At 69.7% G+C, this 25,519-nt stretch carries 23 protein-coding genes; 14 read left to right on the top strand and 9 right to left on the bottom strand.

The genetic code is table 11. From position 1 onward, the window contains the following. The first annotated feature begins 15 nt into the window (after positions 1–15). Both EV279_RS16210 and EV279_RS16205 read left to right on the top strand, forming a co-directional pair. Positions 16–1,374 carry an MFS transporter gene (locus tag EV279_RS16210; protein ID WP_243728658.1) on the top strand — a complete coding sequence of 453 codons (1,359 nt, stop codon included), beginning with the start codon at positions 16–18 and terminating at the stop codon, positions 1,372–1,374. A 10-nt stretch (positions 1,375–1,384) separates the two neighbouring features. Next, positions 1,385–1,969, top strand: a complete 585-nt coding sequence (locus EV279_RS16205) for a GNAT family protein (RefSeq protein WP_133545876.1) — start codon at positions 1,385–1,387, stop codon at positions 1,967–1,969. Between the two features lie 174 nt (positions 1,970–2,143). Here the strand turns inward: EV279_RS16205 and EV279_RS16200 are convergent, their stop codons facing one another. Then, a complete protein-coding gene (locus tag EV279_RS16200) occupies positions 2,144–4,075 on the bottom strand; it encodes a PTS sugar transporter subunit IIA (RefSeq protein WP_133545874.1) in 1,932 nt (643 codons plus the stop codon). Between the two features lie 166 nt (positions 4,076–4,241). Here EV279_RS16200 and EV279_RS16195 point away from each other — a divergent pair, with 166 nt between their 5' ends. From EV279_RS16195 to EV279_RS16165, 7 genes are all read left to right on the top strand, one after another. After that, on the top strand, positions 4,242–4,589 hold the full coding sequence (locus EV279_RS16195; RefSeq protein ID WP_133545872.1) for a PTS sugar transporter: 348 nt from the start codon (positions 4,242–4,244) through the stop codon (positions 4,587–4,589). A gap of 48 nt (positions 4,590–4,637) precedes the next feature. Then, positions 4,638–4,913, top strand: coding sequence for an HPr family phosphocarrier protein (locus EV279_RS16190; RefSeq protein WP_133545870.1), 276 nt, complete (start codon positions 4,638–4,640; stop codon positions 4,911–4,913). Between the two features lie 3 nt (positions 4,914–4,916). Further along, positions 4,917–6,608 (top strand): phosphoenolpyruvate--protein phosphotransferase, encoded by a 1,692-nt coding sequence (gene ptsP / locus EV279_RS16185; protein WP_133545868.1) that lies wholly within the window; start codon positions 4,917–4,919, stop codon positions 6,606–6,608. 36 nt (positions 6,609–6,644) lie between these two features. Beyond that, positions 6,645–8,207, top strand: coding sequence for a PTS mannitol transporter subunit IICB (locus EV279_RS16180; protein WP_133545866.1), 1,563 nt, complete (start codon positions 6,645–6,647; stop codon positions 8,205–8,207). A gap of 143 nt (positions 8,208–8,350) precedes the next feature. Next, on the top strand, positions 8,351–8,791 hold the full coding sequence (locus tag EV279_RS16175) for a PTS sugar transporter subunit IIA (protein ID WP_133545864.1): 441 nt from the start codon (positions 8,351–8,353) through the stop codon (positions 8,789–8,791). Next, positions 8,788–9,939, top strand: coding sequence for a mannitol-1-phosphate 5-dehydrogenase (locus EV279_RS16170; protein WP_133545862.1), 1,152 nt, complete (start codon positions 8,788–8,790; stop codon positions 9,937–9,939). The genes EV279_RS16175 and EV279_RS16170 overlap by 4 nt, the downstream gene beginning before the upstream one ends. Positions 9,940–9,986: 47 nt before the next feature. Then, a complete protein-coding gene (locus EV279_RS16165) occupies positions 9,987–10,778 on the top strand; it encodes an alpha/beta hydrolase (RefSeq protein WP_133545860.1) in 792 nt (263 codons plus the stop codon). 83 nt (positions 10,779–10,861) lie between these two features. On the opposite strand, the gene EV279_RS16160 is transcribed toward EV279_RS16165, so the two are convergent. The 8 genes from EV279_RS16160 to EV279_RS16125 all read right to left on the bottom strand — a co-directional run bounded on the left by EV279_RS16160 (position 10,862) and on the right by EV279_RS16125 (position 20,334). Further along, positions 10,862–11,977, bottom strand: coding sequence for an adenosine deaminase (locus EV279_RS16160; RefSeq protein ID WP_133545858.1), 1,116 nt, complete (start codon positions 11,975–11,977; stop codon positions 10,862–10,864). A 54-nt stretch (positions 11,978–12,031) separates the two neighbouring features. Then, positions 12,032–13,318 (bottom strand): thymidine phosphorylase, encoded by a 1,287-nt coding sequence (locus EV279_RS16155; RefSeq protein ID WP_133545856.1) that lies wholly within the window; start codon positions 13,316–13,318, stop codon positions 12,032–12,034. Next, positions 13,318–13,719, bottom strand: coding sequence for a cytidine deaminase (locus EV279_RS16150; protein ID WP_133545854.1), 402 nt, complete (start codon positions 13,717–13,719; stop codon positions 13,318–13,320). Before EV279_RS16150 ends, EV279_RS16155 begins: the two co-directional genes overlap by 1 nt. 9 nt (positions 13,720–13,728) lie before the next feature. After that, positions 13,729–14,988 (bottom strand): ABC transporter permease, encoded by a 1,260-nt coding sequence (locus EV279_RS16145; protein WP_133545946.1) that lies wholly within the window; start codon positions 14,986–14,988, stop codon positions 13,729–13,731. A gap of 29 nt (positions 14,989–15,017) precedes the next feature. Next, a complete protein-coding gene (locus EV279_RS16140; protein WP_133545852.1) occupies positions 15,018–16,301 on the bottom strand; it encodes an ABC transporter permease in 1,284 nt (427 codons plus the stop codon). Next, complete coding sequence (locus tag EV279_RS16135; RefSeq protein ID WP_133545850.1) at positions 16,298–17,818, bottom strand: ABC transporter ATP-binding protein; 1,521 nt, start codon at positions 17,816–17,818, stop codon at positions 16,298–16,300. Before EV279_RS16135 ends, EV279_RS16140 begins: the two co-directional genes overlap by 4 nt. 126 nt (positions 17,819–17,944) lie before the next feature. Continuing rightward, positions 17,945–19,054 (bottom strand): BMP family ABC transporter substrate-binding protein, encoded by a 1,110-nt coding sequence (locus EV279_RS16130; RefSeq protein WP_133545848.1) that lies wholly within the window; start codon positions 19,052–19,054, stop codon positions 17,945–17,947. Between the two features lie 164 nt (positions 19,055–19,218). Continuing rightward, positions 19,219–20,334 (bottom strand): mannose-1-phosphate guanylyltransferase, encoded by a 1,116-nt coding sequence (locus EV279_RS16125; protein WP_133545846.1) that lies wholly within the window; start codon positions 20,332–20,334, stop codon positions 19,219–19,221. 247 nt (positions 20,335–20,581) lie between these two features. Between EV279_RS16125 and sdhC the strand changes: the two genes are divergently transcribed. The 5 genes from sdhC to EV279_RS16100 all read left to right on the top strand — a co-directional run bounded on the left by sdhC (position 20,582) and on the right by EV279_RS16100 (position 25,517). Beyond that, positions 20,582–21,016 carry a succinate dehydrogenase, cytochrome b556 subunit gene (gene sdhC, locus EV279_RS16120; RefSeq protein ID WP_133545844.1) on the top strand — a complete coding sequence of 145 codons (435 nt, stop codon included), beginning with the start codon at positions 20,582–20,584 and terminating at the stop codon, positions 21,014–21,016. Next, the gene (locus tag EV279_RS16115) at positions 21,016–21,468 is read left to right on the top strand and encodes a succinate dehydrogenase hydrophobic membrane anchor subunit (protein WP_133545842.1); all 453 of its coding nucleotides are present in this window, start codon (positions 21,016–21,018) and stop codon (positions 21,466–21,468) included. Before sdhC ends, EV279_RS16115 begins: the two co-directional genes overlap by 1 nt. A 40-nt stretch (positions 21,469–21,508) precedes the next feature. Further along, positions 21,509–23,314, top strand: a complete 1,806-nt coding sequence (gene sdhA, locus EV279_RS16110; protein WP_133545840.1) for a succinate dehydrogenase flavoprotein subunit — start codon at positions 21,509–21,511, stop codon at positions 23,312–23,314. A gap of 2 nt (positions 23,315–23,316) precedes the next feature. Continuing rightward, a complete protein-coding gene (locus EV279_RS16105) occupies positions 23,317–24,117 on the top strand; it encodes a succinate dehydrogenase iron-sulfur subunit (RefSeq protein ID WP_243728657.1) in 801 nt (266 codons plus the stop codon). A gap of 95 nt (positions 24,118–24,212) precedes the next feature. Further along, positions 24,213–25,517 carry a YihY/virulence factor BrkB family protein gene (locus EV279_RS16100; protein ID WP_133545838.1) on the top strand — a complete coding sequence of 435 codons (1,305 nt, stop codon included), beginning with the start codon at positions 24,213–24,215 and terminating at the stop codon, positions 25,515–25,517. The last annotated feature ends 2 nt before the right edge of the window (positions 25,518–25,519 follow it).

The following is a 25,519-nucleotide window of genomic DNA, read 5'->3' as shown; positions in this document are numbered from 1 at the left end:
ATGGAGGACGCGGGTATGGAGGTCGACGCCGGAGCCGAGGCATCCGATCCGGCGCATTGGCTGCGCCACGTCATCCTCTTCCTGAGCGGTCAGACCGTGAGCCTGTTCGGCTCGATGCTCGTGCAGTACGCGGTGTTCTGGTACCTCACGATCGAGTACAAGTCCGGCGGCATCATGGCCCTCGCGGCCCTCTTCGGATTCCTCCCCCAGGCGATCGTGTCGATCTTCGGCGGCGTCTGGGCCGACCGGCACAACCGCAAGTACCTCATCATGGGCGCCGACGCCGCGATCGCCCTGACGACCCTGGGTCTCGCGGTCATCATGATGACCGGCTACGACGCGGTATGGCTCATCTTCCTGACGATGGCGATCCGCTCGGCGGGCGCAGGCATCCAGATGCCCGCCGTCTCGGCGCTCATCCCGCAGATCGTGCCCATGCGGAATCTCATCCGCGTGAACGGGATCAACGGCTCGATCCAGTCCGCGATGGCGCTCGTCGCCCCGGCGGCGGCCGGCGCGCTGTACGCATGGGCCGCCGCCACGAGCGACAGCGCCGTGGGGGCGCTCATCCCGATCTTCTTCATCGACGTCGCGACGGCGGCGATCGGCATCGCGCTCATCGCCTTCATCCCGGTCCGCGCCGTGCGCCGCGCGGCCGACGCGGCGACGGGGTATTTCGCCGACCTCGTGGACGGCGTCCGCTACGTCGCGCACCACGCCTTCGTACGCTGGCTGCTCGTCGTGTTCGCGATCGTCTTCGTCCTCACGGTCGCGCCGTCGAACCTCACCCCGCTCATGGCGGTGCGGGCCTTCGACGCGGGCGACGAGCAGAACGTCATCAACCTCGCGGTGCTCGAGATCAGCTTCAGCGTCGGCATGGTGCTCGGCGGCATCGTCGTGGCGTCGCTCTTCGCGAAGGCGAGCCGCATCGGGCTCATCATCGTCTCGTCGCTCGTCTTCGGTGCGCTGTCGATCGGCATGGGGCTGTCGCCGAACATCTGGGTGTTCTTCGGCTTCATGTTCCTCGTCGGGCTCGCCGTGCCGTTCTTCTCGACTCCGTCGATGACGCTCCTGCAGGAGACGGTCGAGCCCGAGCGGCAGGGCCGCGTGTTCGGCTTCGTCGGGATCGTGATGGCCCTCGCGATGCCGTTCGGCATGGCGGTGCTCGGCCCCCTCGCCGACCAGGTGCCGATCGAGTGGCTGCTCGTCGGCGCCGGCGTGCTGACGTTCCTCGTGATCGGGCTCGCGGTCTGGCTTCCGGCAGGACGTCGAGCTGTCGCGGCGGCGCAGGCGGCCGCGCAGGTGCAGGGTCACGACCCGGCTGTGGGTGCCGCCGCCGTCGAGGCGGCCATGCGCGCAAAGGACGCGGAATAGGCTCTACGGCGTGCTGCTGACCGATCCCGTGACGCTCGAGAACGACTGGGTGCGTCTCGAGCCGCTGTCGCCCGACCACTCCGGCGACCTCGCCGTCGCCACCGAGGGCCTCGAGTACGCCTGGTACACCAGCGCGCCGACGGCCGACGGCATCCCGGGCGAGATCGAGCGCCGGCTCGCGTGGCGGGCCGAGGGACACATGAACCCGTGGGCGGTGCGGCGTCGATCGACGGGGCGCGTCGTCGGCATGACGACGTTCTGCAACATCGTCCAGGCCGATCGCCACGTCGAGGTCGGCCACACGTGGCTCTCGCCGTCGGCCCAGCGCACGGAGGTCAACTCGGCCGCGAAGCTCGCGCTCCTCGGGCACGCGTTCGAGGCGTGCGACGCCATCGCGGTGGAGCTGCGCACGCACTTCCACAACCGCCAGTCGCGCGCGGCGATCGCGAGGCTCGGCGCGAAGCAGGACGGCATCCTCCGCAACCACCGCCTCGGCCCGGGCGGGACGCTCCGCGACACCGTCGTCTTCTCGATCCTGCCGCACGAGTGGCCGGCCGTCCGGCTCGGCCTCGAGGAGCGCCTCTCCCGCGGCTGACCGCGCCGCCGCATCCCTTCCTCCCCTGGCTCAGGTGAGCGGAGGAGAACCGGCGAGCGGATGGCCGGGACGCGGCATCCACCCTCCGCACGTCGAACGCCCTCCGCTCATCGGAAGGACGCAGGAGGCAGGGAAGAGTGCGGGAAGGATGCCGGGGGACGCCCTTCGACGGGTTCAGCCGTCGACGACGGCGACGAGCTCGTCGAGGAAGGCGGCGAAGTCGGTGCCGCGCCGCACGATGCGCTGCACGGACTCGCGCTCCGAGAAGACCTCGACCAGCTGCTCGAAGACCGTCTGGAAGGCCTCGCGGTCGGTCTCGCTGAAGGCGACCAGCGCGACGACCTGCACGCGCCCCTCGCCCCAGGGGATCGAGGGCTCGGCGATGCCGACGGCGATCGCGGTGCGCGTCGCCGTCATGCCGAGGGCGTGCGGCACCGCGAGCGCGTCGGTGAACGCTGTGGACGAGAGGCGCTCCCGCTGGATCGCGCGCTCGACGTAGTCGTCGTCGATGACGCCGCGCGAGACGAGCAGCGCCCCGAGGCGGCGGATGATCGCCTCCTCGCCCGAGGCATCCAGTCCCCGCACGAAGGCCGACGGCTCGAAGTAGCGCTCCAGCTCCGTGCGCAGCCGCGCGAGCCGGCGCGCGCGGCGGATCCGGCCCGCCGCCGCCTGGACGCGCTCGACGTCGGCGTCGGTGAGGAACGGCTGGATGCGGACGATCCGATCGGATGCCGCGCGCTCGGGCGCCGGATCGATCGTCGTCAGGACGAGGTCGGTGTCGATCGACGCCCAGTCGGGGTCGACCCGCGTCTCGACGCCGACGACCTCGATCGCCTGTCCGAGCGAGCGGTCGACCGACGAGCGCAGGAGCTCGTGCAGCTCGTAGTACCCGGGGCAGACGATCGTCGCGGTCAGCAGCTGATCCGCACGGCGGCTGCGCTCCAGGCGCCCGCCGACGTGCATCGCGATATAGGCGATCTCGTCGTCGAGGAGCGGGATGCCGAGACTCTCGTGGAGGCCGTTGGCGATGTAGACGGCGACCTCGAAGATCATGGGGTACGACGCCTTGAGCGACCGGGTGAGGGGGTTGCGCGACCACGCCTGCTCCTGCGCCCGCAGCCGCAGGTTCTGCACGTGCAGCGCGAGGCGCAGGATGAAGTCCTCGTGGACGATGTCGACGAGGAACTCGGATGCCGCGTCCCCCACGACATCGCGCACCGCCTGCTCGACCTCGGGCTCGAGCCGCTCGCGCACGTGCATCTTCGGCGCCGTGGCACCGGGGGCGACGACCCGCGTGAGCACGAGCGAAGCGAGATGCTGCAGGTCGCCCGCCCCCAGCTCGACGCCGAGGTGCGTCGCCGAGAGCCGCGCGAGGATCGCGGCGACCTCGGCGTTGGCGGGCGAGGCCGCCGTCGTCTCGCCGTCGAGGCCGCGGTCCTGCGCGACCCGATCGGCCGCGATCGCGATGTGCATCACGACGTCGGAGATCCCGTACTCGTTGACGAAGTAGCCGAGGGCGCCGAGCTCGGCGACGAGATCGGTCTTGAAAGGTCCGAACGCGCGCGCGCCGACGGAGGCATCGCCGAGGGTCCGGCGCAGCGCATCGAGGTCGAACGAGCCGGCGTCCATCTCGTCGTGGGCGAGGCGGCTGAGGAGGCGCCGCTGCGCCATCTCGGTCCCTCGCAGCCGCGCGCGCGAGGCCGATCGCTCGAGGGTCAGCTCGGTTCCCCCCAGGAGGCCGCGCACGCGTGCGAGGTCGGCGTCCAGGGTCGCGGACGAGACGTGCAGATCGTCGGCGGTCTCGAAGACGTCGACGCCGTCGGGCGAGTCGAGGAGGGCCCGGACGAGGGTGTGCAGCCGGTCGCGGGGGGTCGAGGCATCCGTCCCGTTCGTCCGCAGGGCGGTCGCGGCATCGCCTCCCGCGCGATACCCCAGCGGCCCCGACTCCACCACGGTCCCCTCGGGGACGCGGGCGTTGAGGGTCGTGACGTACGAGCGGATGCTCCGCGGGGTCACCCCGAGCGCGTCGGCGAGCGTCGCCGCCGTCGCCCACTCGCCGTCCCGGACGAGCAGGGCGAGCAGGCGATCCTGTCTCGCTCGTGTCACCGGCTCCTCCGCCCGCGCGCCGCCTCGGCTCCGCCGGGATCCAGTCAACCACGCGCCGGCGGCCCGCTCTCGGCGCCACGTCCGATCTTCCGGAGGGGCGGAAAGAGAAGTGGTTGTCGGCTCCCAGCGATTTCACAAGAATGGCCACCACGAAGGAGGCGGATCGATGAGGATCCTCGTGGTCTGCGGTGCCGGTGCCTCGAGCACCTTCGTCGCACAGCGCGTGCGGCACGCTGCCCACGAGCGAGGACTCGCCTACTCCGCCTTCGCCGGCACCGAGCAGTCGCTTCCGATCGACCTCGATGCCGCGGATGTCGTCCTCGTCGGGCCGCACCTGGTGCACGCACTCGATCGCATCGAGCGCGACGCCGCGGTCCGCGGGACGACAGTGGTGCTGCTGCCGTCCGACATCTTCCTGGATCTCGACGGCACGCGGACGCTTCAGCTCGTCCGCGACGCGGTCGGGGGCTCCGGGGGGACCCTCCCGACCGCGAGCGGCACCGCTCCCCCGTGACACGACGCCCCAGAACGACAACACGCACGACCGACTGAGAGGAACGACATGCCCCCCATCTCCCGCACTGTGCGGATCGGGTCGTCCCACGGCCTTCACGCCCGCCCCGCGAAGCTCTTCGCGCAGGCCGCGAAGGATGCCGGCATCCCGATCACCATCGCGAAGGACTCGGGGGCCCCGGTCAACGCAGCGAGCATCCTCGGCGTCATCGCGCTCGGCGTCGAGCAGGGCGACTACGTGACGCTGACGGCCGACGGCGCCGGCGCCGAGGCCACTCTGGACACGCTCGCCGAACTGCTCACGACCGACCACGATGCGGAGTAGACGATGACGCAACTGCGAGGAGTCGGAATCGGCCTGGGGGTCGCCCAGGGACCTGTCGCGCGCATGGCGGAGCCGCTGCCCGCACCCGGCGACGGCCCGAGCACGCTCAGCGTCGAGGAGGAGACGGCTCGGGTGCGGGATGCCGTGGCCGCCGTCGCCCGCGAGCTCGAGCAGCGCGGAGCCCAGGCGGGCGGAGCGGCGCAGGATGTGCTCGAGGCGCAGGCGATGATGGCCGAGGACCCCACGCTCGAGCAGGAGGTCGACGACCGGCTCGCCCAGGGCAGGACCGGGGAGTTCGCCGTCTTCGACGCGTTCGCGTCGTTCCGCGACCAGCTCACGGCGCTGGGCGGCTACCTCGGCGAGCGCGCGGCGGACCTCGACGACGTCGCACAGCGGGTCATCGCACGGCTGAGGGGCGTTCCCGCTCCGGGCGTGCCCGATCCGGGGCATCCGTTCGTCCTCGTCGCGAAGGACCTCGCTCCCGCCGACACGGCCCTGCTCGACCTGGACAAGGTGCTCGCGCTCGTCACGACCGAGGGCGGGCCGACCTCGCACACCGCGATCCTCGCGCGCGAGAAGTCGATCGTCGCGGTCGTCGGCGTCGCGGCGGCGAAGGACCTCGCCGAGGGCGGGACGGTGATCGTGGATGCCGCGGCCGGCGTCGTCGTGACCGAGCCCACCGCCGACGAGCTCGAGCGTGCCGAGAACCGCGCCGCCGCGCGCGCGGCGCAGGCATCCGCCCCCCTCACCCCCGGCGCCCTCGCGGACGGGACGGCGATCCCGCTGCTCGCGAACCTCGGCAAGCCCGAGGGCGCGGCCGAGGCGGTAGCCCTCGGCGCGGAGGGAGTCGGGCTCTTCCGCACGGAGTTCCTCTTCCTGAGCTCGAGCCAGGCGCCGACGGTCGAGCAGCAGCGGGAGGCGTACACGGCGCTGCTGTCGGCGTTCCCCGGCAAGAAGGTCGTCGTGCGGGTCCTCGACGCGGGGGCGGACAAGCCGCTGGCGTTCCTCAACGACGCCCACGAGGAGAACCCGGCGCTGGGGCTGCGCGGCATCCGCGCCCTCCGCGCGAGCGAGGACATCCTGCGCGAGCAGCTGACCGCGCTGGCCGAGGCCGACGCCGCGACCAGGCAGCTGCCCGACGGCCCCGCAGATCTGTGGGTCATGGCACCCATGATCGCCACCGTGGAGGAGACGGAGTACTTCACCGGCCTCGCCCGCGAGTACGGCATCAGGACGGCCGGCGTGATGGTCGAGGTGCCGTCGTCGGCGCTGCTGGCCGATCGTGTCCTTCGGGTGGCGGACTTCGCGTCGATCGGCACGAACGACCTGACGCAGTACACGCTGGCCGCCGACCGGCTGCTCGGGTCGGTCGCCTCGTTCCAGGACCCGTGGCATCCCGCCGTCCTGTCGCTCATCCGCGAGGTGGGCCAGGCGGGCCGGGAGAACGGCAAGCCCGTCGGGATCTGCGGCGAAGCCGCCGCCGACCCGCTCCTGGCCGTCGTGCTGGTCGGCCTCGGGGCGACGAGCCTGTCGATGGCCCCCACCGCACTCGCCGACGTCCGCGCGTCGCTGTTGCAGTACACCCTCGCCGAGGCGCGCGGAATCGCCGAGGCGGCCCTCGCCGCAGACGATGCGGCATCTGCCCGGACCGCGGCTCGAGAAGCCGCCGACCAGGCCGCGAACGCGGCCGTCTAGCCGCAGCTGCGGCCAGAGAAAAGAGGAGACACAGCCATGACAACGGCGTCGACACCCGCAACGACGGGCGGGAGCAGGGCACGCGTCGGCGTGCAGCGCTTCGGCACGTTCCTTTCCGGCATGATCATGCCGAACATCCCCGCGCTGATCGCGTGGGGCATCTTCACGGCCTTCTTCATCGAGGTGGGCTGGACTCCGGTGGCCGCACTCGCGACGATCGTCGGCCCCTTCATCCACTACCTCCTGCCGATCCTGATCGCGTACACCGGCGGAAGCATCATCTACGGCGTCCGCGGCGGCGTCGTCGCCTCGATCGGCACCTTCGGCGCGATCGCGGGCTCGGACTACCTCATCGCGCAGTTCAACGAGACGCAGCCGGCCGACAACCAGCTCGGCCAGGTGCACATGTTCATCGGCGCGATGATCATGGCCCCCATCTGCGCGTACACCATGAGGTGGCTCGACAGCCTCTGGGAGGGCAGGATCCGGGCCGGCTTCGAGATGCTCGTGAACATGTTCTCGGCCGGAATCTGGGGCTTCGTGCTCGCGATCATCGGCTTCTACCCCGTGGCGTGGGTCGTCAACGGCATCATGCAGATCCTGAGCGGCGCGGTGAACTGGCTGGTGGCGACGAATCTGCTGCCATTGACCAGCATCATCATCGAGCCGGCGAAGGTCTTCTTCCTCAACAACGCCATCAACCACGGCGTGCTGACGCCGCTCGGCATCCAGCAGGCCGCCGAGGACGGATCGTCCATCCTGTTCCTGCTCGAGGCCAACCCCGGTCCGGGCCTCGGCCTTCTCCTGGCCTTCACGTTCTTCGGCATCGGCGCCGCGCGCGCGTCGGCACCGGGCGCGGCGGTGATCCAGTTCTTCGGCGGCATCCACGAGGTGTACTTCCCGTACGCGCTCATGAAGCCGATCCTCATCCTGGCGCTCATCGCGGGCGGCATGACCGGCGTGACGACGAACATGCTCCTCGGCGGTGCGCTGCGAGCCCCCGCCGCACCGGGCAGCATCATCGCGGTGCTGGCGCAGACCGCTCCAGGGTCCTACCTCGCCGTCATCCTCTCGGTGATCCTGTCGGCGTCGGTGACCTTCATCATCGCCGCACTGATCCTCCGGGCATCGCGCAAGCGCGACCTCGAGGCGATGGCGCTCACCGACGACGCCTTCGGCGCCGCGATCACCCAGACCGAGGCGGCCAAGGGCAAGAGCTCGGCGGCGCTCGGCGGCCTCCGCGGCGGCGCGGCGACCCAGGCCGACGGCCTCGCCGGCCCCGGCACGGGGATGGAGAAGGAGATCCGGAGCATCGTGTTCGCGTGCGACGCGGGCATGGGGTCGTCGGCGATGGGCGCGAGCGTCCTGCGGAACAAGATCAAGAAGGCGGGGATCGAGGACGTCACGGTGGTCAACAAGGCCATCGCCGCTCTCGACTCGTCGGCCGACCTGGTCATCACGCAGAACCAGCTCACCGACCGCGCGCGGAAGCAGACGCCGAACGCCGTGCACGTCTCGGTGGACAACTTCATGAACTCGCCGCGTTATGACGAGGTCGTGGACCTGGTCCGGTCGCAGCACGAGGACGCCCAGGCGTAGGGCGCCAGGAGCCGAAGACGCTCTGGGGTCGGATGTGCGAGATGCCCCGGCCCCAGAGTCTTCGGCTCCGGTCAACCGCTGGACATACCTCGGCGGTCGATAGTGGACTGGGAAAGACAACCGTTTCGAGAAAGGCGTGAACCATGGCACGTGACGTCCTCAGCATCGGCCAGGTGCGGATCCACTCCGGAAGAGCGTCCCGAGAGGACGCGATGAAGGAGGCAGCCGACATCCTCGAGGCGGCAGGCGCCGTGACCAGCGCCTACTTCGACGCGATGCAGCAGCGCGAGCAGACCGTCTCGACCTACATGGGGAACGAACTGGCCATCCCGCACGGCACGAACGAGACCAAGCACACCATCCTGGCGTCGGGTCTGTCGGTCGTCCGCTACGACGGCGGGGTCGACTGGGACGGCGAGCCGGTGACCTTCGTGATCGGGATCGCGGGCAAGGGCGACGAGCACCTCGAGATCCTGTCGCAGATCGCGCTGCTCTTCTCCGACGAGGACGAGGTGCAGCGCCTGAAGCAGGCGCAGACGCCTGAGGAGCTCTACCAGCTGCTCGGCACCGTCAACGAGTCATGAAGGCCGTCCACTTCGGCGCCGGCAACATCGGGCGCGGCTTCGTCGGCCTGCTCCTGCATGAAGGCGGGTACGACCTCGTGTTCTCGGACGTCGCGGCGCCCCTCGTCGATGCGATCAACGACGTCGACGAGTACACCGTGCACGAGGTCGGAGAAGGCGGGCGCGACACGGTCGTCACCGGCTTCCGGGCGATCAACAGCGCGACCCACCCCGACGAGGTCATCGAGGAGATCGCCGGCGCCAACGTCGTGACGACCGCGGTCGGGCCGACGATCCTGAAGTTCGTCGCGCCGCACATTGTCGCCGGGCTGGCGCTGCGGGACCCGTCGTCGCCGCCGCTGCAGGTGATGGCGTGCGAGAACGCCATCAACGCGACCGATGTGCTCCGCGGCGAGGTCCGCGCTCAGGCCGGCGACGCGTGGGAGGCGATCCAGGGCCGGGCCGTGTTCGCCAATACGGCGGTCGACCGCATCGTCCCCGCCCAGCCGGCCGGCGGGGGCGTCGACGTGACGGTCGAGCCGTTCTTCGAGTGGGCGATCGAACGGCCGCCGTTCGGAGACGACCCGCCCAGCATCCCGGGAGCGCACTTCGTCGACGACCTCGCGCCGTACATCGAGCGCAAGCTCTTCACCGTCAACACCGGCCATGCCGCGACGGCGTACTTCGGGGCACGGGCCGGCGTGGAGACGATCGCCCAGGCCCTCGCCGACGACACCATCGCGGAGGACGTCGCGGCGGCCCTCGAAGAGACGTCGGCCCTCCTCGCGGCCAAGCACGGGCTGGACCCCGCCGACCTCGCCGAGTACCGCGAGACGATCCTGAGGCGCTTCCGCAACGACGCCCTTCCCGACACGGTCTGGCGGGTGGGCCGGCAGCCGCTGCGCAAGCTCTCGCGCAGCGAGCGGTTCATCGGCCCCGCCGCCGAGGCCGCCGAGCGCGGGCTGCCGACGCGGGCGCTCGTGGCTGCGATCGCAGCGGCACTGGCGTTCGAGGACGCGGAGGACGAGCAGTCCGTGCAGCTGCAGGCGCAGCTGCGGGAGCTGGATGCCGCGACCTTCACCGCCACCGTGACCGGGCTCGAGCGGGGGCACCCCCTCTTCGCCGCGGTCGAGGAGGTCGTGGCGGCCCGGCAGTCCGAGCTCGGCTGACGGGCGGCGGAGTCGTCCGCCCGCCGGCCGCCGGTACGCTCGGGCTTGTGACCGATGCAGACGCCTCGCCCGCGCCGTCCGAAGAGCGACCGCCCCGTCGACGACGGGGGCTCCGGATCCTCTGGTGGGTGCTCGCGGGCATCGGGGCGCTCGTGCTCGCAGCCGTTCTGGCGATCGTGATCTGGAGCCAGGTCGGCGTCTCGCAGGCCGAGCCCGGGCCGCTCGCGGCCGTTCAGGCCGACGACCGGATCGTGATCAGCGATGAGCCCGACGGCATCATCATGAGCCCCGCCGACGGCGGGTCGGAGGTCGGCCTCGTCTTCATCCCCGGCGGCAAGATCGATCCGTGGGCGTACGTCGCCCGGCTCTCCGGCCTCGTGACCGAGGAGAACATGACGGTCGTCATCACGAAGCCCTGGCTGAACCTCGCCTTCTTCGACCTTCGTCCGCTCGGATCGTTCACGACCCTCGTCCCCGGCGTGGAGGAGTGGATGGTGGGTGGGCACTCCCTCGGCGGCGTGCGCTCCTGCAGTCTCGCCACGCAGGCGGATGCGCTCGTGCTCTTCGCGTCGTACTGCGCGAGAGACCTGTCGGAATGGGACCAGCCCGTGCTCAGCATCGCGGGCAGCGAGGACGGACTGTCCACCCCCGAGAAGATCGACGACGCCCGCCACCTCCTTCCCCCCGACGCGGCGCTGGTGGAGATCCAGGGCGCGAGTCATTCGTCGTTCGGCGACTACGGGCCGCAGGCGGGCGACGGCACCCCGACGATCTCCGACGAGGAGATGACCGCCGAGATCACGCGGCTCGTCGGGGAGGTCGCCGCGTCGCTGAACTGACCGGTCGCCGGAACGCGGAACTCGGGCGAACGGGGGGCGGGAGCCGCCGGTGGCAGGAGTCGTGCAGATCCGCCGGCGCCGCCTCAGACGTCGAAGCCGTCGCTGATGATCTCGATGAGCTCCTCGCGCTCCTCGAGCGGCAGGAACGAGCCGGCCGCGGCGTTGATCTGGAAGGTCTCGAGGTCGTCGAGGTCGTACTCGAACGTCTCGGCGAGCAGCGCGAGTTCGCGCGTGAGCGACGTGCGGCTCATCGTCCGGTTGTCGACGTTCACCGTGACCGAGAAGCCGAGCTGGTAGAGCAGATCGAAGGGGTGGTCCTCCATCGTCGTCCCCCAGCGCTCGATGGCCCCCGTCTGCAGGTTCGACGACGGCGAGAGCTCGAGCGAGATCTCGCGGTCGCGGACCCAGCGCGCGAGGTCGCCGAAGGTCACGAGCACCTCCTCGCCGGCGCGCGAGATCACCTCGAGGTCCTCTGCGATGCGCACGCCGTGTCCGAGGCGGAGAGCCCGTCCGTCGAGCAGCGCCGAGCGGATCGAGTCGAGCCCGGCCGCCTCTCCGGCGTGCACCGTGACGGGGAAGAACTCCGACGCGAGGTAGTCGAAGGCGGCCCTGTGCGAGGACGGCGGGAAGCCGTCCTCCGGACCGGCGATGTCGAAGCCGACGGCGCCGCGTCCGCGGAAGTCGACGGCGAGGCGTGCGATCTCGAGGGACCGGTCGGTGTGGCGCATCGCGGTGATGAGCTGACCCACACGGATGTCGCGTCCCGCGCCGTCCGCGGCATCCTCCCCCTCCTCGATCCCTTCCTGAACCGCCTCGACGGCCTCCTCGAGCGACAGCCCGCCCTGCAGATGCTGTTCAGGCGCCCAGCGCACCTCGCCGTACACGACGCCGTCGGCGGCGAGGTCCTCGACGAACTCGCGCGCGACGCGGCGCAGGCCGTCCGCGCTCTGCATGACGCCGATCGTGAGGTCGAACGTCTTCAGGTACTCCACGAGCGAACCGGAGTCGCTCTTCTCGGCGAACCAGTCGGCGAGCTCGCCCGAATCTGTCGCCGGCACGTCGACGCCGGCCGCGTCGGCGAGCTCGATGATCGTGGCCGGTCGCACGCCCCCGTCGAGGTGGTCGTGCAGTGAGACCTTCGGAAGGCTTCGGATCGAGACGCCCTGGAGGACGGCGTCGCCGTGCTGGTCGATGGGCATGAGTGCTCCTCGTCGGTCGTTTCAGATGGATGCCGCGCCCCGGCGCCGGCGGGATCAGTCGGTGATGCGCTCGAGCACGAGGGGCGTCGCAGGCGGCGCCTCCGCGCCGATCTCCCACGCACCGTCCAGGGCACTCAGCGCGCGCTCAAACCGCGTGGCATCATGCCCGAGCAGGGTGAACAGCGGCTGACCGGCGGTGATCCGATCGCCGGGCTTGGCGTGGAGGTCGATCCCGGCTGCGTGCATGACCGGATCCTCCGCTCGGGCACGGCCGGCGCCCAGTCGCCAGGCGGCGATGCCGAACGGCAGCGCGTCGAGGCGTGTGAGGTAGCCGTCCGCGTCCGCCGTGACCGTGTGGGTCTCATGGGGCTCGGGGAGCGCGGCATCCGGATCGCCGTCCTGCGCCCGGATCATCTCGCGCCACACGTCCATGGCCCGCCCGTCCCGCAGAGCGCCCTCCACATCGGCGTCCGGCTGACCGGCGAGCGCCAGCATCTCCCGGGCGAGCGCGACCGTCAGCTCGACGACATCGGCGGGTCCGCCGCCGTCGAGCACCTCGACGGACTCGCGCACCTCGTTGGCGTTGCCGATGGCCAGGCCCAGCGGGGTGTTCATGTCGGTGAGCAGCGCCGTCGTCGCGACGCCCGAGTCGGTGCCGAGTTCGACCATCGTGCGGGCGAGCTCCCGCGCCTTCTCGACGTCGCGCATGAAGGCGCCCGAGCCGAACTTGACGTCGAGCACGAGGGAGTCCGTGCCCTCGGCGATCTTCTTCGACATGATGCTGGACGCGATGAGTGGGATGGCCTCCACGGTGCCGGTGACGTCGCGGAGCGCGTAGAGCTTCTTGTCGGCGGGGGCGAGCCCCGAGCCGGCGGCGCAGATGACGGCGCCGACCTCGCGGAGCTGCTCGAAGAGCTCATCGTTGGACAGGGCGGCCGTCCATCCCTGGATCGACTCGAGCTTGTCGAGGGTCCCCCCGGTGTGGCCGAGGCCGCGGCCCGACAGCTGGGGCACCGCGACGCCGAAGGCGGCGACGAGCGGAGCGAGCGGAAGGGTGATCTTGTCCCCTACCCCGCCGGTGGAGTGCTTGTCGACCGTGGGCTTCCCGAGCCCCGCGAAGCTCATGCGCTCGCCCGAGGCGATCATCGCATCGGTCATCACCCGGATCTCGCCGCGCGTCATGCCGTTGAGGAGCACCGCCATCGCGAAGGCGGACATCTGGGCGTCCATGACGTAGCCGCGCGTGTAGGCGTCGACCATCCAGCGCAGCGCCTCCTCGGGAACCTCTCCCCCGTCCCGCTTGGCGCGGATCACGTCGACGGCGTCGTGCGCCTCGACCATCAGCGCGCCGCCTCTTCGAGGTCGCGGGGTCCGAACGCGTCGGGCAGCACCTCGTCGATCGTGCGGATGCCCGAGACGGTCTCGAGCAGCATCCCCGGCAGCGCGTGCTCGTAGAGCAGCTGGCGGCAGCGGCCGCACGGCATGATCGTCTCGCCGTCGTTGTTCACGCACACGAAGGCGACGAGCTGTCCGCCGCCGGACATGTGCAGATCGGAGACCAATCCGCACTCGGCGCACAGCGTCACGCCGTACGAGGCGTTCTCGACGTTGCACCCCTGGACGATGCGGCCGTCCGACACGAGCGCAGCGGCCCCCACGCGGTAGCGGGAATACGGCGCGTACGCGCGCTGCATCGCCTCGGTCGCGGCTGCCCGCAGCTCGTCCCAGTCGATGTCGGTCACGGAATCAGATCACCCCTTGATATACGGTTTGCCATCTGCCGCGGGAGCGCGGGACCTGCCGACGACCCCGGCGACGACGAAGATCGTCACGAGGTACGGGAGCATGAGCATGAACTCACTGGGCACGGGCGAGCCGATGACGCTCAGCGTGTTCTGCAGGCTCGAGGCGAAGCCGAAGAGCAGCGCCGCGAGGGTGGCCTTGATCGGGTCCCACTGACCGAAGATCACCGCCGCCAGGGCGATGAAGCCGACACCGCCGGTCATCTCCTTGTTGAACGCGATCCCGGCGCCGATCGTGTACACCGTGCCGCCGATGCCCGCGATGGCTCCCGCGAGGAGGAGGTTCCAGAAGCGGGTGGGGTTGACCTTGATGCCGACCGTGTCAGCCGCCTGCGGGTGCTCGCCCACCGCTCGCAGCCGCAGACCCCAGCGCGTGTGGAACATGCCGACGTACACGAGCGCGACGGCGATGTACATGAGGTACACGATGAGGGTCTGACGGAAGAGCACCGGGCCGATGATCGGGATCTCACTGAGGAGGGGGATGGGGATCCGGCTGAAGCGGGGCGGCGTGTTCATCGTCGCGCTGTTGGGCTGGAGGACCTGCGAGTACAGGAAGCTCGTGAGCCCGATGACCAGGACGTTGAGCACCACGCCCACGATGACCTGGTCGACGAGGTACTTGATAGCGAACGCCGCGAGGACGAAGGCGACCAGCATGCCGGCGACCATCGCCGCGATGAGGCCGAGGATCGGCTGTCCGGTCAGGGATGCCACGACCGCCGCGCTGAACGCGCCGGCCAGCAGCTGCCCCTCGATCGCGATGTTGACGACTCCGGCCCGTTCGCCGATGACGCCGCCCAGTGCGCCGTAGATGAGCGGCACGGCGAGTCCGATCGAGCCTGCCAGGAGCCCGACCACGGTGATCGACTCGCCGGCCGCCGCCCAGGTGAGGAACCCGACGACGAACACGAGGATCGCCACGATGACGATCCACAGCGGCGACCGCCCCCACGTGCGCACGAAGTACGCCGACAGCGCGGCGAGCACCACGACGATGATGAAGCACACCCAGGTCGTCAGGGCGACGGGGACCGTGAGCGCCGGGAGCTGGATGAGGTCGGCCTCGGTCGACAGCCGGAACGTCGTCTGGCCACCGCGCGGGGCGAGGACGAGGAGCAGCAGATAGAGGACCGCGAAGATCCCGAGGGCGATCGGCGTCTTCCAGCTGCGGATGACCGCGCGCTCGGCGATCTCGGGCCCGGGCATGAGTCCGGCGGCGGAGACGGTGGGGGTGCTCACGACCGGACCTCCTCGGTCACGGCGTCCGCCTCGACCGTCGCGCGCAGCTCCTTCTCGCGCGCCTTCTCGCGCCGTCGCCGATCTCGCTCGGGCGACGGGAGGAAGAAGATGGCGCGCACGAGCGGCGGGGCGGCGATGAAGAGCACGATGAGCGACTGCACGACCGTGACGATCTCCACGGGGATCTGCTCGGCCGCCTGCATCGAGAATCCGCCCGCCTTGAACGCCCCGAAGAGGATTCCGGCCGCGAATGTCCCCCAGGGCGTGGAGCGCCCGAGCAGCGCGACCGTGATCGCGTCGAAGCCGATCCCGGCGTCGATGTCGATCGTGAAGCCCGACGTGATCGTGCCGAGCACCTGGTTGACGCCCGCGAGGCCCACCAGGGCTCCCGAGATGAGCATCCCGTACAGGTACATGTTCGAGACGTTGATGCCCGCCACGCGCGCCGCCGCGGGGTTCTCGCCGACGGCGCGGAACTGGAAGCCCAGGCTCGACCGGTTGAGGATCCACCACACGAGCACCGTCGCCAGGATCACGAGGATGAAGCCGAAGTGCAGGTTGAACTGCGGCCCGAGCAGAGCCGGAAGGACCGCGGTGTCCTTGGAAGCCGGCGATGTCGGGTTGTTGACGCCCGGGGCCTGCAGCAGACCGGGGGTCCGCAGCATCCACAGGATCAGGTAGACCGCGACGTAGTTCAGCATGATCGTCACGATGACCTCGTGCGCGCCCGTGCGCGCCTTGAGGAACCCGGCGATCCCGGCCCACAGCGCGCCCGCCGCGACCCCGGCGATCAGCGCGACGATCATGTGGAGGCCCCACGGCAGGTCGAAGGACCACGCGGCCCATCCGGCGGCCGCCGATGCCATGAGCATCTGGCCGCGGCCGCCGATGTTGAACATCCCGATCCGGAACGCCAGCGCGACACCCAGACCGGCCGCGATGAGTGGCGTCGCGAAGGTGAGGGTCTCGGTGAGGGGCCGGATGGCCCGCGCGAACGTCGGCGCGCCGAAGTTGTACACGGCGCCCTGGAAGAACGCGGCGTACGCGCCCGAGATGGCATCCCACACGGCGGCGAAGGTGTCGCCGGGACGGGCGAAGAAGTACGCCGCGGAGCCTTGGACGTCCTCGTCGGTGACGGCGATCATGATGCCGCCGACGAGAAGGGCGAGCACGATCGCCAGGACGGAGATGATCGCGTTGCCCTGGGTGATCTGGAGGAAGGCGGTGTGCCACTTGGAGGGGGCTTCCTCCTCCCGCCGCTGCGAAGTCGTCGTGCTCATGCCGCCGCACCCTCCCCGGCCGGTGCCTCTCCCGCCATCATGAGACCCAGGACGTCGCGCGGCGTGTTCCCCGGCACGATGCCCACGATGCGGCCGCGGTACATGACCATGATCCGGTCGGCCAGCGCCGACACCTCGTCGAGCTCGGTGGACACCACGATCACGGGGATGCCGGCATCCCGGGTCTCGACGATGCGTTTGTGGATGAATTCGATGGAGCCGACGTCGACGCCGCGCGTGGGCTGGGCGGCGACGAGCAGCGAGAGGTCCCGGCTCAGCTCACGGGCCAGCACGACCTTCTGCTGATTCCCGCCGGAGAGGGTGCCCACCGGGGTGTCGATGCCCGGCGCGCGGACGTCGAACTCGCGGAACTTCTCGCGGGCGAAGTCGGCGAGAGCCTTGTGCTGCACATTCCACGCCTTCACGAAGGGCTCGCTGTTGGCGCGATCGAGCATGAGGTTCTCGGCGATCGTGAACGCTCCGACGAGGCCGTCCTCGTTGCGGTCCTCGGGGACGAATCCGACCCCCTCGTCCAGGATGCGCCGGATGCTGCGGCCGACCAGCTCCTCACCGTCGAGCTTCGCCGACCCGCGGACCTGCGGCTGCAGGCCCATCAGCGCCTCGGTCAGCTCGGTCTGCCCGTTGCCCTGCACGCCGGCGATCGCAAGGACCTCGCCCCCGCGCACGTCGAAGCTGACGTCGTTCACGACGACGTGACCGAGAGGATCGAGCACGCTGAGGTTGTTCACCTCGAGGCGATGCTCGTTCACCCTGGGCGGATGCTTGTGGACGGTGAGCTCGACCGCGCGCCCGACCATGAGGGAGGCGAGCTCCGCGTTGGAGGCGGTCGGCGAGGCCTCTCCGACGACCTTGCCCAGGCGGATGACGGTGATGCGGTCCGCGACCTCGCGGACCTCGCGGAGCTTGTGGGTGATGAAGACGATGGATGCGCCGGACGCCTTGAGCTGGCGCATGATCTCCATCAGCTCGTCGGTCTCCTGCGGCGTGAGCACCGCGGTCGGCTCGTCGAAGACCAGGACCTTCGCGTCTCGGGAGAGGGCCTTGATGATCTCGACGCGCTGCTGGACGCCGACCGGCAGGTCCTCGACGAGCGCGTCGGGGTCGACGTGGAAGCCGAAGCGCGCCGAGATCTCTCGCACGCGCTCGCGCGCGGCATCCAGATCGAGCAGTCCCCCCGCGCGCGTGGACTCGTTGCCGAGCATCACGTTCTCGGCCACGGTGAACACCGGGATCAGCATGAAGTGCTGGTGGACCATGCCGATGCCGGCGCGCATCGCGTCACCCGGTCCATGGAAGTTCTGGACGTGGTCGTCCAGGAGGATGAGGCCCTCGTCGGCGGCATACAGGCCGTACAGGACGTTCATGAGGGTGGATTTGCCCGCGCCGTTCTCCCCCAGCAGGCAGTGGATCTCGCCGGGCTCGACCACCAGATCGATGTGGTCGTTGGCGACGAGACTGCCGAACCGCTTGGTGATGCCGCGGAGCTCGAGCTTCATGGTGCCGATCCTAGTGAGAGGGGTGTGCGGGCGCACCGCCGGATGGATCGCCGATGCGAGGGTATCCGTCCCGGGCGGACACATCGGTGGGGAGGCCGCTGCGCGACCTCCCCACCGCGTTCGGGATCAGCTCGCGAGGTACGAGTTGACGGTGATCGAGCCGTCGACGATGCCCGCGATGATCGCGTCGAGCTCCGACTGCAGGTCAGCGGGGACCTTGCTCTCGAAGTCGTGGAACGGGGCGAGTCCCACACCGTCGTTCTCGAGGGTGCCGATGAACGGGGTGGCGTCGAAGTCCCCCGTGCTCGCCTCCCGCACGACGTCGACGACACCGACGTCGATTCCCTTGAGGATCGAGGTCAGCAGCAGGTCGCCCACGCTCGGGTCGGTCTCGAAGACGTCGGCGTCCACGCCCAGGAGGGCGATGTCCTTGCCCGAGTCGCGGATCACCGATGCGGCGCTCTGGTAGATGCCGCCGCCGACGGGCAGCAGCACGTCGGCACCCTGGTCGACGAGTCCCTGCGCCGCGTCGAGCGCCTTCTGGTCCGGCACGAACGCATCCGTGAACAGACCGTCGGTGCCGTCCCAGCCGAGCACCTTCACGTTGTCGCCCTTCTCGGCGTTCCAGTAGTCGACACCCTGCTTGAAGCCGTCCATGAAGATCGTGACGGTCGGGAAGGGCTTGCCGCCGAACGTGCCGACGACCTTGGACTCGGAGACAGCGGCCGAGGCGTAGCCGGCGAGGAAGGCAGCCTGCGCGGTGTCGAAGATGATCGGCTTGATGTTGGGGAAGTCCGTCTCGCCGTCGAAGTCCTGATCGACGATGTCGTCGATCGAGACGAACTGCACGTCGGGGTTCGCCTCCGCCGCCTCGGCCGCCGCGGCGGCGAGATCGAAGCCGACGGTGATGACCATCGTGCAGTTCTGGTCGAGCACGCTCTGGATGTTCGGGGCGAAGTCGGACGTCGTGTTGGACTCGACCGCGATCGAGTCGACGCCCAGCTCCTCGGAGATCTGATCGAGGCCCTGCTTGCCGAGCTGGTTGAAGGACTTGTCGTCGAAGCCGCCGGTGCCGGAGACCATGCAGGGCAGGAAGCCGTCGACGACCTCCGCACCACTGCCGGCCTCACCGGTCGGCTCGGACTCCTCGGGAGCGGATGCGCAGCCAGCGAGGGCGACGAAGAGGCTCGCGGCGACCAGGCCGCCGAGCACTCGCTTTCGGGTAGAAGTGGTCAACTCTGCCTCCACGGAAGAAGACCCGCGGACCTCGCGGGTGCATCAGAAGAAGTTACCCAGTGTGACCGGGCAGTTGCATGTACGAAGGGCCCGTGCGAGCGAATGGTTACAAAGACGCAACACGTCCGGAACCGGATGCCGCGATCCGCGCGACTCCGGCTCAATCACAGCACTTCGCTGCGGCCGTTCACCTTGAGCGCGTCGACCACGCCCTTCACCCGCTGGGCGTGCTCGCTCGTGGTGACCAGAAGAGCGTCCGGAGTGTCGACGACGACGATGTCCTTCACGCCGATGAGGCTGATGACGCGGTTCGTCTGGCTCACCACGATGCCGCTCGCGGCATCCGCCAGGATGCGCGCGTTCTCCCCCAGGATCGCGAGATCGTTGCCGCGACCGTGGCTGTTGAGCTTGGCCAGGCTCGCGAAGTCGCCGACGTCGTCCCAGTCGAAGTGCCCGGGGATGACGGCGAGGCGTCCCTTCTCGGCGGCGGGCTCGGCCACGGCGTAGTCGATCGCGATCTTCTTGAGGTTGGGCCAGACGCGGTCCACGACGGGCCCCCGCGCGTCGCGGTCGTCCCAGGCTTCGGCCAGCTCCATCAGCCCCGCGTGCAGCTCCGGCTCGTTCTGCGCGAGCTCGGCCAGCAGCACGTCCGCGCGCGTGATGAACATGCCCGCGTTCCACAGGTAGGAGCGGTCCGAGAAGTACGCCTTCGCGGTCTCGAGGTCGGGCTTCTCGACGAACCGCTCGACGAGGGCGGCCTCGGGTGCGCCCTCGACGACCAGCTCCCCCGATTTCTTGATGTAGCCGAACCCGACGGAGGGCTCGACCGGCGGGATTCCGATCGTGCAGATGTAGCCCTCGCGCGCCGTCGCGACCGCCTGGCGTACCGCCCAGTCGAAGACCTGCGTGCCGCGGATGACGTGGTCGGCGGCGAACGAGCCGATGATCACGTCGGGCTCGCGGCGCGAGAGGATGGCGGCGGCGAGTCCGATCGCCGCCGACGAGTCGCGCGGCTCGGACTCGAGGAACACGTTCTTGTCGGGCACCCCCGGCAGCTCCCGCTCGACTGCCGCGCGGTGCGCCCGCCCCGTCACGACCGCGATGCGCTCACCCCCGGCAAGGGGTTCGAGGCGGTCCCACGTGTCGCGCAGCAGCGTCTGTCCGGAGCCGGTCAGGTCGTGCAGGAATTTCGGGGCGTCGGCGCGCGACAGCGGCCACAGCCTGCTGCCGATGCCTCCGGCGGGGATGACGGCGTAGAAGTCCTGGATGGGCTCGACCATGCCGTCAAGGCTACCCAGGGGCATTGCGCGGATATGACAGACAGTCGTCGGTGGCGTGAAGACCGCCGCCCGAGCGTCGGCGGTTCCTCCCGTTTATCTCGACGTCGAGATAGTAAGGCGGGCCTTATGTCCCCCGTTCACAGGACGGGAATAGGATGGGCAGGCGCCCGCGTGACGCAGGGGAGCCATTCCCCGAGGGGCAGAGATCCGCCTCTCCACACAGTGTTCGAGTCAGGGAGGACGGCCCGTGTCAGCACCAGCACGCGTCACACCGTCGGTCGCCGAGACCACATCGAGTGTCCCGCGGGGCACGCTCTACCGAGGCCGCGAAGGAATGTGGTCGTGGGTGCTGCACCGCATCACGGGCGTGGGCATCTTCTTCTTCCTGCTCGTCCACGTGCTCGACACAGCCCTCATCCGTGTGGCCCCGGACGCCTACGACGCCGTCATGAGCTCGTACAAGAACCCGATCATGGGTCTCGGCGAGGTCGTGCTCGTCGGCGCCGTCGTCTACCACGCGTTCAACGGCCTGCGGATCATCGCGGTCGACGCGTGGCCGTGGGCGGCCCGGCGCCAGCGTCAGCTCTGGTGGGGCGTCATCGGTCTGTTCCTGGTGACGATGGTGCCGTTCGCGGTGCGCCACCTCTCGATCGTCTTCGCCTACGGATGGGGAGGAGAGTGATGACGACCATCGCCGACCCGGGCGCTCCGCGCACCGCTGTCCGCCGATCCGGCCCGAACCTCGAGAAGTGGGGCTGGATCTACATGCGCGTCTCGGGCGTGCTGCTGCTGGTCCTGATCTTCGGGCACCTCTTCGTCAACCTCATGCTGGGCGAGGGCATCCACGGCATCGACTTCGCCTTCGTCGCGGGCAAGCTCGCCTCCCCGTTCTGGCAGTGGTGGGACGTGCTGATGCTGTGGCTGGCGCTCATCCACGGGGCGAACGGCATGCGCACGATCGTCAACGACTACGTCTCCCACCCGCGCCTGCGGACGATCCTCGTCTGGGGCCTGTGGCTGACAGCGGGCTTCCTGATCCTGCTCGGCACCCTCGTCGTCTTCACCTTCGACCCGTGCGTGCCCAACCTGACCGACGGCAGCGTCCTGACCGAGATCTGCAGCGCGCAGGGCTGAGCGCGCACCGAGGCGAGAAACGAACGAGGGCAATCGACACGTGAGCACCCAGACCGCGGACTCCTACGTCAAGGACGGCGTCCACTACCACCAGTTCGACATCGTCATCGTGGGCGCCGGCGGCGCCGGGATGCGCGCGGCGATCGAGGCGGGTCCGGGAGCCCGGACCGCCGTCATCACGAAGCTCTACCCGACGCGCTCGCACACGGGCGCCGCGCAGGGCGGCATGGCCGCGGCGCTGGCGAACGTCGAAGAGGACTCGTGGGAGTGGCACACCTTCGACACCGTCAAGGGCGGCGACTACCTCGTCGACCAGGACGCCGCCGAGATCCTCGCGAAAGAGGCGATCGACGCCGTCATCGACCTCGAGAACATGGGCCTGCCCTTCAACCGCACGCCCGACGGCAAGATCGACCAGCGCCGCTTCGGCGGCCACACCGCCGACCACGGCAAGACCCCCGTCCGCCGCGCGTGCTACGCGGCCGACCGCACGGGCCACATGATCCTGCAGACCCTGTTCCAGAACTGCGTCAAGCTCGGCATCAACTTCTTCAACGAGTTCTACGTGCTCGACCTCGTGACGGTGAAGGATGCCGCGGGCAGGACGCAGGTCGCCGGCGTGGTGGCCTACGAGCTCGCCACGGGCGACCTCCACGTCTTCCAGTCCAAGGCCGTCATCTTCGCCACCGGCGGCTTCGGGAAGATCTTCAAGACGACCTCCAACGCCCACACGCTCACGGGCGACGGCGTGGGCGTCATCTGGCGCAAGGGCCTTCCGCTGGAGGACATGGAGTTCTTCCAGTTCCACCCGACCGGCCTGGCGGGACTCGGCATCCTGCTCACCGAAGGCGCCCGCGGCGAGGGCGCGATCCTGCGCAACGTCACGGGCGAGCGCTTCATGGAGCGCTACGCGCCGACGATCAAGGACCTCGCGCCGCGCGACATCGTGAGCCGGTGCATGGTCCAGGAGGTCGCCGAGGGCCGGGGCGCCGGCCCGCATCGCGACTACGTGCTCCTGGACTGCACCCACCTCGGCGCCGAGGTGCTCGAGACGAAGCTCCCCGACATCACGGAGTTCGCCCGCACCTACCTGGGCGTGGACCCCGTGGTCGAGCCCGTGCCCGTGATGCCGACCGCGCACTACGCGATGGGCGGCATCCCGACCAACGTCAAGGCGGAGGTGCTCGCCGACAACGAGACCGTCGTGCCCGGCCTGTACGCCGCCGGCGAGTGCGCCTGCGTCTCCGTGCACGGTTCGAACCGCCTCGGAACGAACTCGCTCCTCGACATAAACGTCTTCGGAAAGCGCGCCGGCCGCAACGCGGTCGAGTATGTGCAGACCGCCGAGTTCGTGCCGCTGCCCGAAGACCCCGCGAAGGACGTCCGCGACATGCTCGAGGGCCTGCGCGACAACCCCGGCACCGAACGCATCGCGGTGCTCCGCAAGACGCTGCAGGACGAGATGGATCGCAAGGCGCAGGTGTTCCGCACCGAGGAGTCGCTCTCCGAGGTCATGGACGTCATCGCCGAGCTGCGCGAGCGGTACCGCAACGTCCACGTCGACGACAAGGGCAAGCGCTACAACACGGATCTGCTGGAGGCTGTGGAGCTGGGCTTCCTGCTCGATCTCGCGGAGGTCGTCGTCGTCACGGCGCGCAACCGCAAGGAGAGCCGCGGCGGCCACATGCGCGACGACTACCCCAAGCGCGACGACGAGAACTACATGCAGCACACGATGGCCTACCTCTCGGGCGACCCGCAGTCGTCTCACCCGGAGGATCACATCCGGCTCGACTGGAAGCCGGTCGTGATCACGAGGTATCAGCCGATGGAGAGGAAGTACTGACGATGGCGACGTCCGCGACCGACATCATCGAGCGCACCGACGCCGACGCTCCCGCCCAGGCGGACGACGCGGCCGCCGACACCGGCATCCAGTCGTTCCTCGTCACGTTCATCATCCGCCGGTTCGATCCCGAGCTCGACACGGAGCCGCGCTGGGTCGACTACGACGTCGAGCTCTACTCGACCGACCGCGTGCTCGACGCGCTGCACAAGATCAAATGGGAGGTCGACGGCTCGCTGTCGTTCCGCCGGTCGTGCGCGCACGGCATCTGCGGGTCCGACGCGATGCGCATCAACGGCCGCAACCGGCTGGCCTGCAAGACCCTCATCAAGGACCTCGACATCTCGCAGCCGATCTACGTCGAGGCCATCAAGGGCCTGCCGCTCGAGAAGGACCTCATCGTCGACATGGAGCCGTTCTTCGCGTCCTACCGCGAGGTGCAGCCCTTCCTCATCGCGAGCTCGAAGCCGGAGCCGGGCAAGGAGCGCATCCAGTCGATCGTCGACCGCGAGGTGTTCGACGACACCACGAAGTGCATCCTCTGCGCCGCGTGCACCTCGTCGTGCCCCGTGTTCTGGACCGACGGACAGTACTTCGGACCGGCCGCGATCGTCAACGCGCACCGCTTCATCTTCGACTCCCGCGACGACGCCGCGTCGGTCCGCCTCGACATCCTCAACGACAAGGAGGGCGTGTGGCGCTGCCGCACGACCTTCAACTGCACCGAGGCCTGCCCGCGCGGAATCGAGGTGACCAAGGCCATCGCCGACGTCAAGGCGGCGGTGCTCCGCGGCAAGCGCTGACGCCGTCGCCGGGACGGATGCCGCGGCCCCGGCCGCACGCCCCGCGCCGGGTGAGGCGCCCCGCCCTGGGAGCGTCCGCTCGCTAGTCTGTCTGCGTGACCGCCTCGCCACCGAGTCCTGCCGCGTCGCGTGACGCGTCGGGCAAACGCGATGCGTCGCGTGACGCGTCGGGCAAACGCGATGCTGCCGAGAAGGCGAAGGCCGAGGAGGAGGACCTCCGGCAGCGCTGGGAGCAGACGCAGCTCCACCTGCGTCAGCGATTCGACCGTCCGATCTCCCGCGCGACCGAGATCACCCAGCAGACGCTGGCGTGGTTCCCGGTCCGGGTGTGGCGGCACTTCCTGCAGACGAACGGATTCCTCCTCGGGGCAGGGGTCAGCTACCAGGCGCTCTTCGCCGTCTTCGCCGGGATCTATGTCGCCTTCGCGGGCATCGGCCTGTGGCTCGGCGGCAGCGAGCAGGCCGTCCAAGCGCTCATCAACGTCATCAACAGCTACGTCCCGAACCTCATCAGCGACGAGGGCGGGATCGTCACGCCCGCGCAGGTGCAGGCTGTCGCGACGTCGAGCACGGGTGTGCTGGGCATCACCGGGATCATCGCGCTCGGCGCCCTCATCTGGACCGCCATCGGCTTCGTCACCTACTCCCGCCGCGCCGTCCGCGACATCTTCGAGCTCCCTTACGACCACCGCTCCTACTTCCTCCTGAAAGCGCGCGACCTCCTGGCGGCGATGATCTTCGGGATCGCGCTGATCGTCGGATTCGGCCTCAGCTCCATGAGCACGTGGGCGATCGGGCTGGTCTTCGGCTGGTTCGGCATCGATCCGGACTCGGAGGTCGTGTCGTCGCTGCGCGTCGGCTCGCTCCTGGTCTCGTTCATCGTCATCGCGGCCACGCTCGCTGCGCTCTTCCGATTCCTGGCCGGCGCGTCCCTGCAGTGGCGGCGCATCTGGCCCGGATCCCTGCTGGGCGGCGGCGCCATCGCCGTGCTGCTTCTCGGGGCCGGGCTCCTGGTCAGCTACACGCCGTCGAACCCGCTGCTGGCGACGTTCGCGATCTTCGTGGGACTGCTGCTGTGGTTCAAGATCATCGGCATCATCATGCTGGTGGCCGCGGCGTGGATCGCGATCTCGGCGCGAGACCGCAACGTCCCGCTCCTCGAGCCCTCCCAGGCCGAGAAGCTCGCGGCCGAGCACCGTGCTCTGCTGGTGGCGGCCAGGGTGCGGCTCCGGACCGCGCAGGAGTCGCGCGCGCACGCGCCCTGGTACGGCGTCTGGTCGGCTGACCGTGCCGTGCGGCAGGCGCAGCAGGAGCTCGCGGAGGTCGAGGCATCCGCTCCCCCGTCCGTGCCCGCCGACGGGCACCGGACCCGCGCGAGGAACGTCGGGAGCCGCAAGTAGGC

Source organism: Microbacterium sp. BK668 (assembly GCF_004362195.1).
Lineage (GTDB): Bacteria > Actinomycetota > Actinomycetes > Actinomycetales > Microbacteriaceae > Microbacterium.
Note: the sequence above shows the minus strand (reverse complement) of the source record. Positions and strands in the feature narration are given on the sequence as shown.

What these genes read in the sequence shown, in the direction of transcription:
- EV279_RS16135 (WP_133545850.1), bottom strand. Translation starts at nt 17,818, where the DNA reads ATGAAGCTCGAGCTCCGCGGCATCACCAAGCGGTTCGGCAGTCTCGTC.
- EV279_RS16195 (WP_133545872.1), top strand. Translation starts at nt 4,242, where the DNA reads ATGAGGATCCTCGTGGTCTGCGGTGCCGGTGCCTCGAGCACCTTCGTC.
- EV279_RS16125 (WP_133545846.1), bottom strand. Translation starts at nt 20,334, where the DNA reads ATGGTCGAGCCCATCCAGGACTTCTACGCCGTCATCCCCGCCGGAGGC.
- EV279_RS16160 (WP_133545858.1), bottom strand. Translation starts at nt 11,977, where the DNA reads ATGCCCATCGACCAGCACGGCGACGCCGTCCTCCAGGGCGTCTCGATC.
- EV279_RS16210 (WP_243728658.1), top strand. Translation starts at nt 16, where the DNA reads ATGGAGGTCGACGCCGGAGCCGAGGCATCCGATCCGGCGCATTGGCTG.
- EV279_RS16115 (WP_133545842.1), top strand. Translation starts at nt 21,016, where the DNA reads ATGACGACCATCGCCGACCCGGGCGCTCCGCGCACCGCTGTCCGCCGA.
- EV279_RS16145 (WP_133545946.1), bottom strand. Translation starts at nt 14,988, where the DNA reads ATGCCCGGGCCCGAGATCGCCGAGCGCGCGGTCATCCGCAGCTGGAAG.
- EV279_RS16105 (WP_243728657.1), top strand. Translation starts at nt 23,317, where the DNA reads ATGGCGACGTCCGCGACCGACATCATCGAGCGCACCGACGCCGACGCT.
- EV279_RS16190 (WP_133545870.1), top strand. Translation starts at nt 4,638, where the DNA reads ATGCCCCCCATCTCCCGCACTGTGCGGATCGGGTCGTCCCACGGCCTT.
- EV279_RS16180 (WP_133545866.1), top strand. Translation starts at nt 6,645, where the DNA reads ATGACAACGGCGTCGACACCCGCAACGACGGGCGGGAGCAGGGCACGC.
- EV279_RS16140 (WP_133545852.1), bottom strand. Translation starts at nt 16,301, where the DNA reads ATGAGCACGACGACTTCGCAGCGGCGGGAGGAGGAAGCCCCCTCCAAG.
- EV279_RS16170 (WP_133545862.1), top strand. Translation starts at nt 8,788, where the DNA reads ATGAAGGCCGTCCACTTCGGCGCCGGCAACATCGGGCGCGGCTTCGTC.
- EV279_RS16155 (WP_133545856.1), bottom strand. Translation starts at nt 13,318, where the DNA reads ATGGTCGAGGCGCACGACGCCGTCGACGTGATCCGCGCCAAGCGGGAC.
- EV279_RS16175 (WP_133545864.1), top strand. Translation starts at nt 8,351, where the DNA reads ATGGCACGTGACGTCCTCAGCATCGGCCAGGTGCGGATCCACTCCGGA.
- ptsP (WP_133545868.1), top strand. Translation starts at nt 4,917, where the DNA reads ATGACGCAACTGCGAGGAGTCGGAATCGGCCTGGGGGTCGCCCAGGGA.